Genomic DNA, 15616 nt, shown 5'->3' with positions numbered 1-15616 from the left:
TATTTTAGCCTGAAAAAACCGTTAAAGCCCGGTAGCGCAAGCTCCGGGCGATGGATTAAGAGCGGGGAATGGTTAAACGCTGGCCAACACGTAAAGCATCGCTGCGCAAATTATTGGCCTTACGAAGACTGGCTACGCTGATTTTATTCTTCTGTGCAATACCCGACAGAGTATCACCGCGACTCACCACATAAGATCCTTGACTCAGGCGCTTTTTCTGATGCGCCAGCCAAGTGCCTGGCGGAGGGTTGCTACCAAAGTAACGCTTAATACCCGCGACAATCTGACGGGCCATTTTTTCCTGATAAGCCGAGCTTTGCAGGTTCTTCGCTTCCCGCGGATTGGAGATAAAGCCGGTTTCAATTAGAATCGATGGAATATCAGGTGATTTCAACACCATAAAACCTGCCTGCTCCACATCTCTCTTATGCAGTTTATTAATTTGCCCCATAGAGCGCAGTACACTCTGCCCAACCTTTAAACTATCAGACAGTGTTGCGGTCATAGTCAGATCCAGTAGCACACCCGCCAACACCTTGTCTTTATCGTCTAAAGTCAGCGCACCATTAACACCACCGATTAAGTCTGCACTGTTTTCCGAGTTTGCCAGCCAACGGGCGGTCTCACTGGTTGCCCCCCGCTGGGAGAGAGCGAAGACGGAAGACCCTCTGGGGCGACTGTCTTTAAAAGCATCCGCGTGAATCGAAATAAACAGATCTGCACGATGTTTACGGGCTCGCTCCGTCCTAGCACGCAGCCCCACATAGTAATCCCCGGTTCTGATCATCGCAGGTTTAAAGCCTTTCTCAGCGTTTAGCATACGCTCAACTTTTCTGGCGATCGCCAAAACGACTGTTTTTTCGCGTACACGCCCTGGCCCAATAGCGCCGGGATCTTCACCACCATGACCCGCATCAATCGCCACCACAATATCCCTCTGACCTGTGGGGTCAACCCGGGGAATTGGTGCTGTATTTTTAACCGTTTTTTTCTCTTTATAAACCAGATCAACAACCAACCGGTGGCCGTACTGCTTGTTTGGCTTCAATAGAAAGCTACGGGGTTGAATCTTACTGTTCAGATCAAATACCACACGCAGATCTGAACCGCTTTTAACGGCCGTGCGCACCCGACTGATCGGGGTATCTTTTAATGGCAGTTTCTCAATACTGTCCTGTCCCCGGGTATCATCCAGATCAATCACCAGCCGATCCGGTTTATCGAGAGTAAACAGCTGATGCCGGATGGGCTTATCCAGATCAAATACCAGACGAGTATGGTCCGGCGCAGGCCAGATACGGACATTTTTAATCGTGACAGCATGGGCAGGTAAGACCAGCAGGCACAACAGCAAGATGCTGAACAGCATTTGCCAGTATCTGTTTTTAGAAGAAGATAAAACCATCATAATGATCACTGCTGTTTTTATTTTACAGGCGGCAACACTCAATACGGCGACCAAACCTGTACTCTGGAACGGTTAGCCAGTTATTGTACGGAGCTGCTGTAAAATTTCAGCCCCTTTTACTGTCTGCGCCTGTAACAATGCGTTGCGGCCTTCGCCGGCTTTATCCAGAGTCAAAGTGATATCGGGTTCAGGCAGGACACCGGCACCTTTATCCGGCCATTCGATAACACATAAGGCATCATCATCAAAATAATCCCGGATCCCCATATACTCGAGTTCTTCAGGGTCAGCCAGACGATAGAGATCAAAGTGATAAACCAGCTTATCCACCAGCTGATAAGGCTCGACCAGGGTATACGTTGGGCTTTTTACCGCCCCCTGATGGCCATAAGCCTGCAAAATACCCCGAGTCAGCGTGGTTTTCCCCATTCCCAAAGTACCCTGCAGGAATATCACTCCCTGACCATTACAGGCTTGACCTAACTGGACACCAAACGCCACCTGGGCAATTTCATCGGCAAGTTCAATGGAAAAATCGTCACAGGGATGCATTCAGTTTACACTCCGGATTTAAAATTACTCGTATTTGATCAATCAGATCGGAAGCCAATAAGCCTCGCTCACCATAACGGCAGGCTAGCTGATCCGCTGCTTTACCATGAACCTGCACAGCCAGACAGGCGGCATCATACCCTGTCAGCCCCTGAGCACGCAAAGCACCAATGACCCCAGATAGCACATCACCCATACCACCACTGGCCATGCCAGGATTACCACTGCTATTTACCGCTAATCGACCTTCGCTGAGCAGTAGAGTTCCCGCACCTTTTAATAACACCGTACCACCATACTGATCCGACAAACGACGTATCGCTGCAGGTCTATCCTGCTCAACCTCATGCACTGAACAGTTTAGCAATCGCGCGGCTTCACCGGGATGAGGTGTTAACACCCAATCACGACAGCACTCCGGTAATCTTTTCAGCCAGCTTCCATGGGACGCCATAAGATTAAGGGCATCGGCATCAATGACTTTGGCACATTTTGCCTGCATCACTTTCAGCCAGATCTGCTGGCCCCAACCGTTTTGACCTAAGCCCGGCCCTAATACCACGACATCACACCACTTAAGCCGTTGATCCAACTGGTGTACCGAGGTTAATCCCTCCGCCATCAACTCAGGCTGACGGGTTAATAGCGGCAGGATATGTTCAGGCCGGGTCATTACTTTAATCAAGCCAGCTCCGGCCCGAGCCGTCATCTGAGACGCGAGCATAATGGCACCGCCATAACCCTGGTCTCCCCCCACAACCAGTACCCGACCACAGTCGCCCTTATGAGCGGTTCTGGCACGTGGGGCGATTAAATGCTCAAGAGTTTCATCGTTGAGCATAGTCGCAATAGGTTTAACCTGAGCTCTTACTCTATCCGTCACGTTTAATGGCTCAAAACGACGTTCACCACAGTATTCAGGCCCCTGGCCAGTTAACAGGCCTAGTTTTTTACCGATAAAGGTAACCGTAACATCCGCTTTAACCGCCTGTCCCAAACAAACACCACGATCTGCACACAAACCTGAAGGAATATCCACCGCCAGTACTGGCAGCCCTGACCTATTGATCCGCTCAATTGCCTCCAGGTAATCTCCCCGTACATCCCCGGTCAGGCCTGTACCTAATAGGGCATCGACAATAACCTGCCCTCTTAGCTTGAAATCTTCTTGCCAGGGTTGCACCTCAACACCCCATTCCAGAGCCCATTGGTATGCCTGGGCTGCTTCACCCACTAAACGCTCTGGTGGCGTTAAACTGATCAGCTGTACGACCATATTCTGCTGTCGTGCCAATCCGGCCATGACATACCCGTCACCACCATTATTTCCCCCACCACAGAATAGTGTCAAAGCACGACATTCCGGCCATTGGCGTAACAGATGACGAAACGCCATACGCCCCGCCTGCTTCATCAATTCAAAACCCGGTGTACCGGATTGAATCGTCAGCTGGTCCATTTTTTTCACCTGAGCGGCGGTATAAATACGTTCATGGAGGGGCCATTGCATAGGATGATCCTTTCTACAGTTTTGTCTAATCACTGTTTTTATAAGTGCGGTTTTTACTTGTCACAGCTTTTGCCTGCTACACTCTTGCCAATACAGATAGCGAGACTTGTTTTGCCTTCAGAATCGGCTAAGCTTGTCGCGTCTGTGAGCCTTATCTCTCATCATTTCTGTTCTTAACTTCAGTATATCAGTATGTCGACACCAATCCCCGTTAGCCTCACCTCTCAGCAACAACAGCAACTGATGGATAATATTCGTCAATGGGGCCGGGAACTGGGCTTCCAGCAGATCGGCTTTGCCCGTCCTCAACTGGATGAACATGAAGCCCATTTACAGGAGTGGCTGGATAAGGGGTATCACGGCGAGATGGAGTATATGGCCAGCCACGGCAATAAACGCAGCCGTCCCGACGAACTGGTCGAGGGTACCAAAACAGTCATCACAGCGCGTATGGATTACCTGCCTGCAGACGTAGAAACAACCAAGCTGCTGACTCAGGGGGAAAAAGCTTATATCTCCCGCTATGCTCTGGGACGTGATTATCACAAACTGATCCGCAAACGTCTGACCCAACTGGCGAAACAGATCGAACAAGCCATCGGCCCCTTTGGCTATCGCGCCTTTGTGGACAGTGCGCCGATTCTGGAACGAGCCCTGGCCACTCGCTCAGGTCTGGGTTGGATTGGCAAAAACAGTATGGTGATTCATCCCAAGGCGGGTTCTTTTTTCTTTTTGGGTGAGATTATGATCGATCTTGGCTTACCGGAAGATGCCGCTTACCCCAAAGATCACTGCGGCTCCTGTAATGCCTGTCATGTTGCCTGCCCGACGGAAGCCTTTGTTGGTGACAAAATACTGGATGGCCGCCGTTGTATCTCCTATCTCACCATTGAACTAAAAGGGCCGATTCCTGAAGACCTACGTAAAGGGGTGGGCAATCGTATTTTTGGTTGTGACGACTGCCAGCTGGTGTGTCCCTGGAATCGCTTCACCAAAACTACCCTGGAAAAGGATTTTACCCCACGCCATAATCTGGATCACGTTGACCTGGTGACCCTGTTTGCCTGGAGCGAAGAGCAATTTCTGAAAGCGACTGAAGGCACACCGATTCGTCGGGCGGGATATGAACGCTGGTTAAGAAACATCGCTGTCGGACTAGGTAACGCTCCGAGCACGCCCAAGGTGATTGCAGCCCTGGAAAGCCGACAACAGGAAGAATCAGCATTAGTCAGAGAACATGTGGAATGGGCACTCGCTCAGCATCAAAGCAATCATGTTTAATTTGGCTCAAAGCTGATCGTAGTGAGGCTTATACAGTGCAGTACTCGCCTCACTTCGCAGAAAAGCCTGCTTTAAGCCGTGGGTTTTAACATATGCTCACGGTAATGGCGGAGTTCATTAATGGAATCTTTAATATCATCCATCGCCAGGTGAGAGCCGCTTTTTTTCATGCTTTTCGCCACATCCGGATACCAACGCTTGGCCAGCTCTTTTACAGAACTGACATCCAGATGGCGATAGTGGAAAAACTTCTCCAGCTCAGGCATCTCTTTGTACAGGAAACGACGGTCCTGATGAATACTATTACCGCACATCGGTGATTTGCCTGGCTCAGCATGTTGTTTCAGAAATTCCAGCGTTTGGCGCTCCGCTTCACGCATCGTCACCTTACTTTCCAAGACACGTTTGGTCAGCCCTGATGAACCGTGCTGTTTAGTACACCATTCACCCATCTCATCCATCACCGCTTTGGGCTTGTAAATCGCAAGCACAGGGCCTTCTGCGATGATATTCAGCTCAGGATCTGTTACCACGGTCGCAATCTCGATAATGGTGTCACGTTCAGGCTCCAGCCCTGTCATCTCAAGGTCGATCCAGACCATATTATCTGCTTTGGCCATGTTAACTTTACTCCTAGTCTCTGGCGCTTTACGGCGAATAGAATGAACGGCTTTAAAGTATAAGGGCATTTTTAACTCACCCATAGCTTTTGTTATGCCAGCCTCTCATACCAGTGCGCTGTTAAAAGCCCTGAGCATCTGCTAGGCATCCCTTAAAAAAAGCAGGTAGAATGATGTCTTATTTTTCCAACCGACAGGCATCATGAGCAAACGTAAATTAAATCGCCGTCAACAATGGCGCATTGAAAAGGTGCAGCAAGAGCGTGCTGCCAGGGTCAGTAAAAAAGATCGCGAGATTGATCAACAGCTATCCTCAGGTCAATTGGGAGCCGAGCAGGAAGGCCTGATCATTGCTCATTACGGCCGCCAGGTAGATGTTGAGTCGTTGGAAGGTGAAGCGAAAGGGTCGATCAATCGCTGCTATATGCGCGCCAATGTTGATGCTCTGGTCACCGGCGACCGCGTAGTCTGGCGTCCCGGAGCCGATAACGATGGTATTGTATTAACACGCTTAAAGCGTGAGAACGCGCTGGTACGCCCGGACACCAAAGGTCAGATCAAGCCGGTTGCAGCCAATATTGATTATATCGTTATCGTATTCGCACCCGAGCCCTATGCCCATGCCAACCTGATCGATCGTTACATTGTTGCAGCAGAAAACACCGGCATCGAACCGGTACTGCTACTGAATAAAACCGATCTGTTAAATAGCGACAATGCCCCGCGTCTATTAGATATGGCAGAGCGCTATCAGCAGATCGGTTATAAAGTGCTAACGGCATCCACTGTCGATGAAGATGGTTTGGAACTGTTAAAAAGCTTACTGGATCACAAAGTCAGTGTGTTTGTCGGCCAGTCCGGTGTGGGTAAGTCATCCTTGGTGAACACCCTGCTACCGGGTATCAACCTGAAAGTGGGTGAACTATCAGAGCAAACCCGCAAGGGCATGCATACCACTACTACAGCAATGTTATTCCATATGCCAGACGGCGGTGATCTGATTGACTCACCGGGGATTCGAGAGTTTGGTCTCTGGCATATAGAAGAACGCGATGTTGCCGAAGGCTTTAGGGAGTTCGATGGCCTACTTGGCACCTGTAAGTTCCGTGATTGTCGTCACCGCCAGGAACCTGGCTGCTCGTTAAGGGAAGCCTATGAAGACGGCCGTATCAGTGAAGAGCGCATGGAAAGCTACCATAGAATTGTGAACTCGCTGAACGAGTTTTAAGCCTGAAAGTTACTCCCTCTTTCTATATGCGCCTCTCCCCCCTTGAGGTGCGATTAAAACAAAGGCCTGTTAAGCAGAGATTTAACAGGCCTTTGAATCGTTATCAGCACTTCGGATGATTCAGCATCAATCCAATCAGTGACTTAATCGACTTCAGGTGGTGGCGTGTATGGCTTTGCCGGCTGAGACTGAATCTGATTAAGCGTATCCAAAACATCTTTTGGTTCCGCATTGGGCTGACGCCTTAAATCCCGATCAATCACAACGCCTTCTTCACCAAAGGTGCTTTCTTTCCTCGGCTGGACAGCGCCATCAATACCCGACTGACTCTCCGCACGCTTGCGCTGTGACTCCTGTGTCTGAATTTCCAGCGGACCATCGGAGTTAAACTGACTCTCTGGAACAGGGTTGCTTAGCTTAAAGGCTTCCGCTTCACGCATGCGTTCCTGCTGCTCCGGCGACAATGGCCTCTCCGCCTGTATATCTTCCAATGCCGGACGATTCAGTACCACAATCTCAATACGCCGGTTAATCGGATCATTGGGCTTGTCCGGTTTAAACAACTGTGAGCTGGCAAAACCGGAAATCTGGGCCACCTGATCTTCCGGCAACCCCCCTTCAACCAGCATACGCCGTGCGGCATTAGCACGACGGGTAGACAGCTCCCAGTTACTGAAATAATCCCGATCACTGTAGTTGTCGGCATCGGTATGACCATTAACACTGATCTTATTATTCACCTGAGCAATCACTGGAGCTAATTGCAACAACACTTCCGCAAAATAGTGTTTAACCTTATCACCACCGGCATCAAACATTGGGCGCAATTTCTGGTCGACAATCTGAATATGCAGACCATCAGGCTTAACTTCAACCTGAAGCTGATCCTCAAACTTTTTCAGCGTCTCATTAGCCTCAATTGTGTTTAACAAAGAGCTGTGCAGCTCAGACATGGCCTGTTCATTATCTTGCTGAATGCTGCCTGCCAGCTGTTCAGTCTGCTCCTGGTTAAGCATCTGCTCCTGATTAATCTGATCACTTTCAGAGCTGGGGTTAAAATTATTCAGAATGGTTGGGGAGCCACCCAGGTCAATAGCCGTCAGGCGACCAACCTTGTCCATATAACCCACAGGGTCAACAAAGAATTTTTCCAGTTCGATTTTTTGCGCTTCTGTTGTATTAGCCAACAGCCACATCAAGAGGAAAAAGGCCATCATAGCGATCGCAAAATCCGCCATTGCGATTTTCCAGGAGCCGCCATGATGACCGCCCTGAACCTTCTTAACTCGCTTGATGATAATGCTTTTATTTTCTTCCATGGGGTTTAGCCCTTAGCGAGAACGTACGTGTTCTTCCAGTTCGTTAAAGCTTGGACGAACGGAGGTAAACAGCATCTTACGACCAAACTCCACTGACATCTGCGGTGCCAGGCCATTCATATTGGCAATCAGGGCCGCTTTAATACACTCAAAGGCTTTAATTTTCTCATGGGCTTCATTTTTCATAGCGATGCCCATCGGTCCCACAAAGCCATAGGACAGCAGAATCCCCAGGAAAGTACCGACCAATGCGGCAGCAATATGCAAACCCAGTACCTCTGGTGGTGCCGCAATATCACGCATGGTAATAGTAATCCCCAATACTGCTGCAACAATACCAAAGCCCGGCAGCGCATCTGCTACGCTGGTCACCGCATGAGCGGGCTCTTCCAGCTCATGCTGCAGTGTTTCAAGCTCTGCATCCATCAGGCTTTCCAGTTCATGTGCCTGCATGTTCCCCGAGCTGATCAAACGCATGTAATCACATAGGAACTCGACCAACTCGGTATGCTTGGTTACCGCTGGATAACCGGCAAAAATAGGACTTTGCTCCGGTTCTTCAATATCTTCCTCAATCGCAATCACCCCCTCTTTACGGATTTTGGTAAAGAGGTCATATTGCAGGCTAAGCAGATCAAGGTAAAACGCCCGATTAAAACCCGTGCCTGTCAGCAAACCCGGAAGGCTTTTAAAGACCTCAACCAGGGTATGTTTGTTGTTTGAGATGATAAAGCCCCCCAGGGCTGCACCACAGATAATAATCATCTCAAAAGGCTGCCATAACATCGGCAAATAGCCATGGGAAAGCACATAACCGCCACCCACACTGACCAATACGATCAACGAACCCACAATCAGAAGCATGCCACTCTATCCTCATCCTTTATCGCTTCAGTCCAAATGCTGCTCTAATTCAGCAATGACTAAACACTACGCTGTCGTCAGCAAATATCATTAAGTCGCGAAACTATGCCTGAAAAACAAGGGGTATATCACATCGCACGCTCCACTCTTTCAGACATAAAGCAGTAGAAAAAGGCTCTTGTTTCGCACGATACACCTGAGTGTACTGGAGATAAACACTATCTTCTAAAGAGAGTTTTGTCTCTAATTGTATTCATGTGTATCACAGTAAATGATGACACGGCTATCTTGGGTCAAATAAAGCTTCATTTTTTATGATACTTTATTTTTAATCATTTCAGTGGTATCAAACATCAGTCAATATTGACGGATCGGGAAGCCAAAATATGAGCTCTGAAGAGAACTTACTACCGTTACTGATCTCAACAGACCAGCTTGAAGCTGTTCTGGGTGAGAAGGATTTGCTTATCATCGACGTCTCCTGCACGAAGGAGTGTTATGATCAAGGGCATGTGCCCGGTGCTGTTTTTCTGGATTACAAGCGCCTGTTCTGTGGCGCAGCGCCCGTCGCCAATAAGCTGCCCAGTGTGGAACAGTTGAGCCAATTGTTTTCTGAATTAGGCTTAACACGGGACAGCCATGTGGTAGCTTATGATGATGAAGGCGGCGGCTGGGCCGGTCGTTTGTTATGGACACTGGAAATCATGGGCCATAGCCGATACTCCTATCTGAATGGCGGTATCCTGGCATGGCGTGGCGATGGAAAAAGCCAGAGTCAGGAACAAACACCAGCCATTGCCAGTCAATATCAGGCTGATATTCTCGTGCCTCAAGTGCGTATTAAACTGGATGAGCTGCAGGAAAAGGTTGGTCAAACGGGCTTTGCCATCTGGGACTCCCGCTCAGAAGGTGAGTACAAGGGCACAACCAGCAAAGCGGCCCGTGCAGGACATATTCCTACCGCGGTACATTATGAATGGACCCGGGCCATGGATAAAGATAACAACCTGTGCCTGCGGGATATGGCTGAATTGATGTCAGAATTGGAAACCGCCGGGCTCAATATTGATCAGGAGGTTGCCACTTACTGTCAATCTCACCACCGCTCGGGTTTTACCTGGCTATTAGGTAAAATACTGGGCTTTAAGCAAATCCGCGCCTACGATGGTTCCTGGAATGAATGGGGCAACCGTCAGGACACACCCATTGAAACTTAAGGTATACAGTGATTATTAAAAAGCTTTTTGCCTGGATCCAGTATCCACTGCCACATCATCTGATTTCCCGCCTGGTGGGCTTCCTGGCGCAGACACGTATTCGATGGCTGAAGAACTTCCTGATAAAACACTTTATCAATATCTTTAAAGTGAATATGTCGGAAGCCGAGCAACCGGATTACCGCCAGTATGAGAACTTTAATCAGTTTTTTACCCGACCATTAAAACAAGATGCCCGGGATCTGATCGATCTGGAGCATAGTGCAGCATGTCCGGTAGACGGTACTGTCAGCCAACTAGGCGACATCGATTACGGCCGTATATTTCAGGCAAAAGGCCATAGCTACTCGGCACTGGAGCTGCTAGGCGGCAAGGTAGAGGCTGCTGCACCTTTTATGGGGGGGAAGTTTGCGACCATCTATTTGTCACCTAAGGACTACCACCGCATCCATATGCCGGTAAAAGGCACATTAAAGCAGATGATTCATGTACCAGGGCGTCTGTTCTCTGTTAACCCTGCAACAACTGAGAATGTACCGGGTTTGTTTGCCCGTAACGAACGTGTTGTGGCGATCTTTGAGACTGAATACGGCCCTATGGCCATGGTACTCGTAGGCGCGATGATTGTGGCCAGTATTGAAACCGTATGGGCAGGGCAGGTCACACCACTGGCCCGTGAAGTATCCAGCTGTGAATACCGCCTGGACACTCAAGGCATCACCCTTGAGAAAGGTGAAGAGATGGGCCGCTTCCAGCTGGGTTCTACGGTCGTTATGTTGTTTGGTCCTGAGATGGCCGAATTCGTTGAACGCATGCAACCCGGTGCTACCACTCGCTTGGGTGAACATTTTGCTCAGTTCCAGCCGACACATCCTGAAGTAGACGTTAAAACTGATGCTACAGCCGAGTCGACTGAACAAGGTTAGAAAAGTCTGCTGCAGCTAACACGAATCCAGTTACAGCTCTGTGCGACGAAGCGTTGATAGACCGGGTTATGCCCGGTCTATAGCGAAGCTAATCACCTCTGCCAATTTCTCTGCACCGGCCCTTAGCATCAGCATACGATCGAAACCCAAAGCCACACCGGCACACTCTGGCATTCCCGCCGCCAATGCTGCAACCAAACTCGCATCAACCGTAACCTCTGGCTTGCCCAGCGCCTGCCTCATCACATTATCCTGCTGAAAACGCTTATTCTGCTCATCAGCATCGGTCAGCTCATGATACCCATTGGCTAACTCAATACCCTGGTAGTAACACTCAAAACGGGAAGCCACCTGATCGCCTTGCTCATCCAGATGGACCTTAGCCAATGCAGCCTGAGATGCAGGATAATCAAAAACAAAAGTTAAGCTTTCTTTACCCAGATGAGGTTCAATCTCATGGGACAGCAACAGATCACAGCAGGCATCACGATCCAACTCACGGGCATCAATAGCGGTTTTTTGTTGTGCGCTAAGCTGTAACTCTTCCAGATTTGAACTAAAAGGGTCCAATTGCAGATAGCGTTGAAACAGCTCGCGATAACGTACTTGCTCACAGGCCAAGTCGCCCAACACATCGGTGAGTAATTGGCGTACTTCTTCCATCAACATCGGCAAATCGAAACCTGGACGATACCACTCCAACATAGCAAATTCCGGGTTATGGCGCTCACTGTATTCACCGTTACGGAAGCTTCTGGCCAGCTGCCAGATGGGACCACTTCCAGCCGCAAGCAAACGCTTCATATGAAACTCAGGTGACGTTTGCAGATATAAATCCACTGCTTCTGCAACTCCACCGCCATCACACCGGCTCTGCATAGAGTCCAGATAAGGATCGGTACTGCCACCTCGGGCCAATACAGGAGTATCAACTTCTAATACTTCTCGCTCCGTAAAAAAGTTTCGGACCTGGCTCAGCACCTGCGCACGCAACTGTAAGTTTTCAATACTGGCAGAAGGTTGCCATAACACTGGATTAGATTCGCTCATAGGATCAAACAACGGTTAATAACAAGAAATGAGAAAAGACAAATGACAGAGATGAAAAGCAGGTATAAAAAAACCGGCTAAGCCTAAGCCTTGCCGGTTATGAACATCTGCGCGATCAACTACGCACGGCTGACATAGTCACCAGAGCGAGTATCAATACGCAGCTTATCCCCAATATTTACGAACAGAGGGACGCGAACTACAGCACCTGTAGTCAGTGTTGCAGGCTTGGAGCCACCCTGAGCAGTATCACCTTTTAGGCCTGGATCAGTTTCAACCACTTCCAGCTCAATAAAGTTAGGTGAAGATACAGAGATAGGAGAGCCGTTAAACAGAGTTACGGTGTATACTTCCTGCTCTTTCAGCCACTTGATGGTATCACCCAGTGCTTTCTCATCAGCACCGTGCTGCTCAAAGGAACCATCTGTCAACATGAAGTGCCAGAACTCACCATCGGTGTACAGGTACTCCATGTCCAGTTCCATAACATCGGCACCTTCCAGGGATTCGCCTGACTTAAAAGTACGCTCCCATACACGACCATTATTCAGGTTGCGCAGTTTTACACGGTTAAACGCCTGACCCTTACCAGGTTTAACGTATTCATTGTCCAGAATGGAGCAAGGCTCACCGTCGAGCATTACTTTAAGACCGGAACGGAATTCGTTGGTAGAATAGTTAGCCATAAAATTTCACCAATATCGCTTTAATTCAGTCACCCAGTGCTGGCACTGACTGCTATATAAAAAATCTGGTCGCCAATGATACCTGTTTCTTCATCTTCTGTGCAGTTACCTACGCAGAAAACCTCCGCCGATACCCCATGGCAGCAACTTTTTTCGGAAAGTTTGCTGACACCTGAGCAATTAGTTCAGCGGTTAGCACTACCTGAAACACTGCTAACTGAGATCAAGCAAGCCAATGAGCTGTTTCAGCTAAGAGTTCCAGAACCTTATCTGGATCGTATCAAAAAAGGGGATATTAACGACCCGCTGTTAAAACAGGTGCTGCCGCTAGGGCTAGAAGCAGTGCAGACACCCGGTTATGTCACGGACCCTCTACAGGAAAAAGACAGCAATCCTATTCCAGGCTTGGTGCATAAATATAAAAGCCGGGTGCTACTGATTACTGCGGGAGCCTGTGCGATTAATTGCAGGTATTGCTTCCGTCGTCACTTTGAGTATCAGGGTAATGCGATCTCAAGTGAGCGCCTGGAACAGATCTCCAGCTACTTGATGCAGCACCCAGAGATTAATGAAGTAATCTTAAGTGGTGGAGACCCTTTAGCCACCAGTGACTACCGTTTACAAAAGATTGTTAGCAAACTGGAATCAACCCCTCACATTAAACGACTGCGTATCCATACCAGATTACCCGTCGTGATTCCACAACGAGTTACAGAGCAGTTGGTGAGCTTATTGAAAGGGAGCCGCCTAAAGACTGTCTGGGTATTACATATCAACCATCCCCAGGAAATTGATGATCAAGTAACCCGGGTCAGCCGCAACCTAAAAGATAACGGCATGCTGGTACTGAATCAGTCCGTCATTCTTAGAGGCATCAACGATAATATGACGATATTGGCAGCTCTTAGTGAAGCCTTATCCGAAGCTGACATACTGCCATATTATCTTCATACTTTTGATCCCGTTACAGGAGCAGCCCATTTTAATGTGTCAGATCAGGAGGCAATAAAACTCTGGCAGGCCCTGCAAGCTGAGCTACCGGGTTTTCTTTTGCCCAAACTTGTACGTGAAATTCCGGGAAAGCCATCAAAGACTTTGCTCTAGCCGCCGATAACAATGCAAACAGAGTATTAATTTGGCTGTAAAAACAGTATCTTCTGAAAATATGTTTAAGTCATTTTTATATCAGAGGATAAATCTTTAAGCTCACCCTATAGCTGGATGCTTGATAAGAATTATGACAATAGCCCTGGATATCCCATCACCCTGCCGTGATCAGCTGACATTTGCTGAAACCAGTGTTACTGGCTTAGAAGAGTGGGTCTCGGCACTACCTATGGTTCATATTGGTGGTACTGTAAAGCAAATTTATCAAGCCCTATTGGAGCTAAATGAGCTTAAAACATTACCACACACCCGCATGCAAATGCTCGAAGTTGTTCGCCCTGCAGCTCATCACCTATTAAGTACTCTGAGTCGTAGCTATCTTAATCACAACTCGACAGCAGATAATATTCAACATCAAATTCAAATCTCTGACCTGGCTCAGGCACTACAGCATGAGCTTTCAACAGGTTATAAAATGGTATTTGCAGAGACACTGACACAACAGCAGCAAATGACTGTCAGCAGTTTTAATGATCTGTTAGGCCAGAGTATCCATAGGGCTATGACAGAAATTGGGTTGAGTATATTACGAGCCTGCCAGCTATACACAACAACCACTGAAGGTGTTTGGCAAGAACTTTATCTACTCTTTCGCTATGCTCAGAGGTTCAAGTTACTTAAACAGCAAACCTCAGATCCAGAAAAATATTTCAAGCAACGCAGTAGTATAGAAGAGGCGTTTAAACAAGTCCTGCTATTAGCCTGTGCAAAACCCAATCAGTTACGACCTATCGAGCTGGACCGAATTTATAAGACACTGGAACTTTGGTCGGATGGCAGTAAGCTGATACCTTCTGCACATAAAGCAGCTCTATTTGTATTGAATAGCCAACACAATCAGCCTCCGATTTACAAACAGAACCTGAAGAGCGAATTAAGCAAGCAGCATATAGGTCTATTCACTGAACAGCTGGCTCACTATATCTATCAGCACCTAAAAGCCAAACAGCAACACCAAGATAGCAATCTCCCTATTCAAATACCCAACACACTATCAGTTACTTTATTAAAACATCTTATTTTTTGCTGGAGCAAACCCAGCAAGCGTAACAGTGATCGAACACCCACTAATGGCATCGTAACCATCTGTTTTGGTTTTGAGAATATCTATCAGCATCTGGAAAAAGGTATAGGTAAAATAGAGCAATATCCTGTTGATGAAGCTCAATTAATCAATGCCAGTGTCGGCGGCTACTGTATTCAAAGCTATGATCAAAATGTCTTTAGCGTTGAGACTAGTGCACTGATTGGAATACAAGAGACAGATAAAATCTGGCGCTTAGGTATCGTTCGCTGGATCAAAAACAGCGATGACTTTTATGAGAGCCAACTTGGTATACAAACCCTGGCAGAACAAGTGACCTGTTGCCAAATTCGTATACTGGAAAATGCTGATTATAATGAAGCTTCGGTATCTGTTTTTTTTATACCCGAGCTATCGGCTATGGGTATTCAAGCTAATATCATTACACCTTCACTATCCATTTTTTCTGAAAAACTAAAGGTTGAACTGGATATTCATGGTGAACTTAAGCATTTTAGCCTGAGCAACCTTGTTGAGAGGTCCGCAGATCACTATCGCTTTGAAGCATTAGCCCTTAGTACTGATATTGAGTAGTGCTTTGCTCCCCCCCCCGATGCAGAGCTTTATTTTTTTCCAAGCTCTGCATTCTTCTCTTACAGACTTTTCTTCCACCCACACGAAAAAACCCCGATCATTGCTGATCGGGGTTTGCTGTCTTTTCTAAAAAGACTAAACAAGCGCTTGACGATGCCCTACTCTCACAT

At 47.9% G+C, this 15616-nt stretch carries 14 protein-coding genes; 6 read left to right on the top strand and 8 right to left on the bottom strand.

From position 1 onward, the window contains the following. Positions 1-55 precede the first annotated feature (55 nt). The 3 genes from H579_RS0111550 to H579_RS0111535 form a co-directional block, all read right to left on the bottom strand. Complete coding sequence (locus H579_RS0111550) at positions 56-1369, bottom strand: N-acetylmuramoyl-L-alanine amidase (protein ID WP_028300811.1); 1314 nt, start codon at positions 1367-1369, stop codon at positions 56-58. A gap of 111 nt (positions 1370-1480) precedes the next feature. After that, positions 1481-1960 (bottom strand): tRNA (adenosine(37)-N6)-threonylcarbamoyltransferase complex ATPase subunit type 1 TsaE, encoded by a 480-nt coding sequence (gene tsaE / locus H579_RS0111540; RefSeq protein ID WP_028300810.1) that lies wholly within the window; start codon positions 1958-1960, stop codon positions 1481-1483. Next, entirely contained in the window at positions 1947-3470 is a 1524-nt protein-coding gene (locus tag H579_RS0111535) for a bifunctional ADP-dependent NAD(P)H-hydrate dehydratase/NAD(P)H-hydrate epimerase (protein ID WP_028300809.1), read from the bottom strand. The genes tsaE and H579_RS0111535 overlap by 14 nt, the downstream gene beginning before the upstream one ends. A gap of 192 nt (positions 3471-3662) precedes the next feature. On the opposite strand from H579_RS0111535, the gene queG reads away from it, so the two are divergent. Next, entirely contained in the window at positions 3663-4751 is a 1089-nt protein-coding gene (gene queG / locus H579_RS0111530; RefSeq protein WP_051227553.1) for a tRNA epoxyqueuosine(34) reductase QueG, read from the top strand. A 71-nt stretch (positions 4752-4822) separates the two neighbouring features. Here the strand turns inward: queG and orn are convergent, their stop codons facing one another. Next, positions 4823-5371, bottom strand: a complete 549-nt coding sequence (orn, locus tag H579_RS0111525; RefSeq protein WP_028300807.1) for an oligoribonuclease — start codon at positions 5369-5371, stop codon at positions 4823-4825. A 202-nt stretch (positions 5372-5573) separates the two neighbouring features. Between orn and rsgA the strand changes: the two genes are divergently transcribed. Continuing rightward, the gene (rsgA, locus tag H579_RS0111520) at positions 5574-6599 is read left to right on the top strand and encodes a small ribosomal subunit biogenesis GTPase RsgA (protein WP_028300806.1); all 1026 of its coding nucleotides are present in this window, start codon (positions 5574-5576) and stop codon (positions 6597-6599) included. 143 nt (positions 6600-6742) lie between these two features. Here the strand turns inward: rsgA and motB are convergent, their stop codons facing one another. Together motB and motA are read right to left on the bottom strand one after the other, a co-directional pair. Beyond that, positions 6743-7918 carry a flagellar motor protein MotB gene (gene motB / locus H579_RS25350; RefSeq protein ID WP_051227552.1) on the bottom strand — a complete coding sequence of 392 codons (1176 nt, stop codon included), beginning with the start codon at positions 7916-7918 and terminating at the stop codon, positions 6743-6745. 12 nt (positions 7919-7930) lie between these two features. After that, positions 7931-8782: a flagellar motor stator protein MotA gene (gene motA, locus H579_RS0111510; RefSeq protein ID WP_028300805.1), complete on the bottom strand. Its 852-nt coding sequence runs from the start codon at positions 8780-8782 to the stop codon at positions 7931-7933. A 386-nt stretch (positions 8783-9168) separates the two neighbouring features. Here motA and H579_RS0111505 point away from each other — a divergent pair, with 386 nt between their 5' ends. Both H579_RS0111505 and asd read left to right on the top strand, forming a co-directional pair. Further along, a complete protein-coding gene (locus tag H579_RS0111505; protein WP_028300804.1) occupies positions 9169-9999 on the top strand; it encodes a sulfurtransferase in 831 nt (276 codons plus the stop codon). A gap of 8 nt (positions 10000-10007) precedes the next feature. Beyond that, positions 10008-10925: an archaetidylserine decarboxylase gene (gene asd, locus H579_RS0111500; RefSeq protein ID WP_211224709.1), complete on the top strand. Its 918-nt coding sequence runs from the start codon at positions 10008-10010 to the stop codon at positions 10923-10925. Between the two features lie 66 nt (positions 10926-10991). Here the strand turns inward: asd and epmA are convergent, their stop codons facing one another. Together epmA and efp are read right to left on the bottom strand one after the other, a co-directional pair. Continuing rightward, positions 10992-11975 carry an EF-P lysine aminoacylase EpmA gene (gene epmA, locus H579_RS0111495; RefSeq protein ID WP_028300802.1) on the bottom strand — a complete coding sequence of 328 codons (984 nt, stop codon included), beginning with the start codon at positions 11973-11975 and terminating at the stop codon, positions 10992-10994. Positions 11976-12094: 119 nt separating this feature from the next. Next, positions 12095-12661, bottom strand: coding sequence for an elongation factor P (efp, locus tag H579_RS0111490; RefSeq protein WP_028300801.1), 567 nt, complete (start codon positions 12659-12661; stop codon positions 12095-12097). A 75-nt stretch (positions 12662-12736) separates the two neighbouring features. On the opposite strand from efp, the gene epmB reads away from it, so the two are divergent. Then, complete coding sequence (gene epmB, locus H579_RS0111485; RefSeq protein ID WP_036566140.1) at positions 12737-13765, top strand: EF-P beta-lysylation protein EpmB; 1029 nt, start codon at positions 12737-12739, stop codon at positions 13763-13765. 133 nt (positions 13766-13898) lie between these two features. Next, complete coding sequence (locus tag H579_RS0111480) at positions 13899-15446, top strand: hypothetical protein (RefSeq protein WP_028300799.1); 1548 nt, start codon at positions 13899-13901, stop codon at positions 15444-15446. Positions 15447-15616: the final 170 nt, after the last annotated feature.

Source organism: Oceanospirillum beijerinckii DSM 7166 (assembly GCF_000422425.1).
Classification (GTDB): Bacteria; Pseudomonadota; Gammaproteobacteria; order Pseudomonadales; family Halomonadaceae; genus Oceanospirillum; species Oceanospirillum beijerinckii.
This window is presented reverse-complemented; position numbering and strand designations above follow the sequence as displayed.

Bases quoted from the DNA above. Each gene is read 5' to 3' on its own strand.
- H579_RS0111550 (WP_028300811.1), bottom strand. From the start codon at position 1,369: ATGCTGTTCAGCATCTTGCTGTTGTGCCTGCTGGTCTTACCTGCCCAT.
- efp (WP_028300801.1), bottom strand. From the start codon at position 12,661: ATGGCTAACTATTCTACCAACGAATTCCGTTCCGGTCTTAAAGTAATG.
- motA (WP_028300805.1), bottom strand. From the start codon at position 8,782: ATGCTTCTGATTGTGGGTTCGTTGATCGTATTGGTCAGTGTGGGTGGC.
- motB (WP_051227552.1), bottom strand. From the start codon at position 7,918: ATGGAAGAAAATAAAAGCATTATCATCAAGCGAGTTAAGAAGGTTCAG.
- tsaE (WP_028300810.1), bottom strand. From the start codon at position 1,960: ATGCATCCCTGTGACGATTTTTCCATTGAACTTGCCGATGAAATTGCC.
- epmB (WP_036566140.1), top strand. From the start codon at position 12,737: ATGATACCTGTTTCTTCATCTTCTGTGCAGTTACCTACGCAGAAAACC.
- H579_RS0111535 (WP_028300809.1), bottom strand. From the start codon at position 3,470: ATGCAATGGCCCCTCCATGAACGTATTTATACCGCCGCTCAGGTGAAA.
- queG (WP_051227553.1), top strand. From the start codon at position 3,663: ATGTCGACACCAATCCCCGTTAGCCTCACCTCTCAGCAACAACAGCAA.
- H579_RS0111505 (WP_028300804.1), top strand. From the start codon at position 9,169: ATGAGCTCTGAAGAGAACTTACTACCGTTACTGATCTCAACAGACCAG.
- rsgA (WP_028300806.1), top strand. From the start codon at position 5,574: ATGAGCAAACGTAAATTAAATCGCCGTCAACAATGGCGCATTGAAAAG.
- H579_RS0111480 (WP_028300799.1), top strand. From the start codon at position 13,899: ATGACAATAGCCCTGGATATCCCATCACCCTGCCGTGATCAGCTGACA.
- epmA (WP_028300802.1), bottom strand. From the start codon at position 11,975: ATGAGCGAATCTAATCCAGTGTTATGGCAACCTTCTGCCAGTATTGAA.
- orn (WP_028300807.1), bottom strand. From the start codon at position 5,371: ATGGCCAAAGCAGATAATATGGTCTGGATCGACCTTGAGATGACAGGG.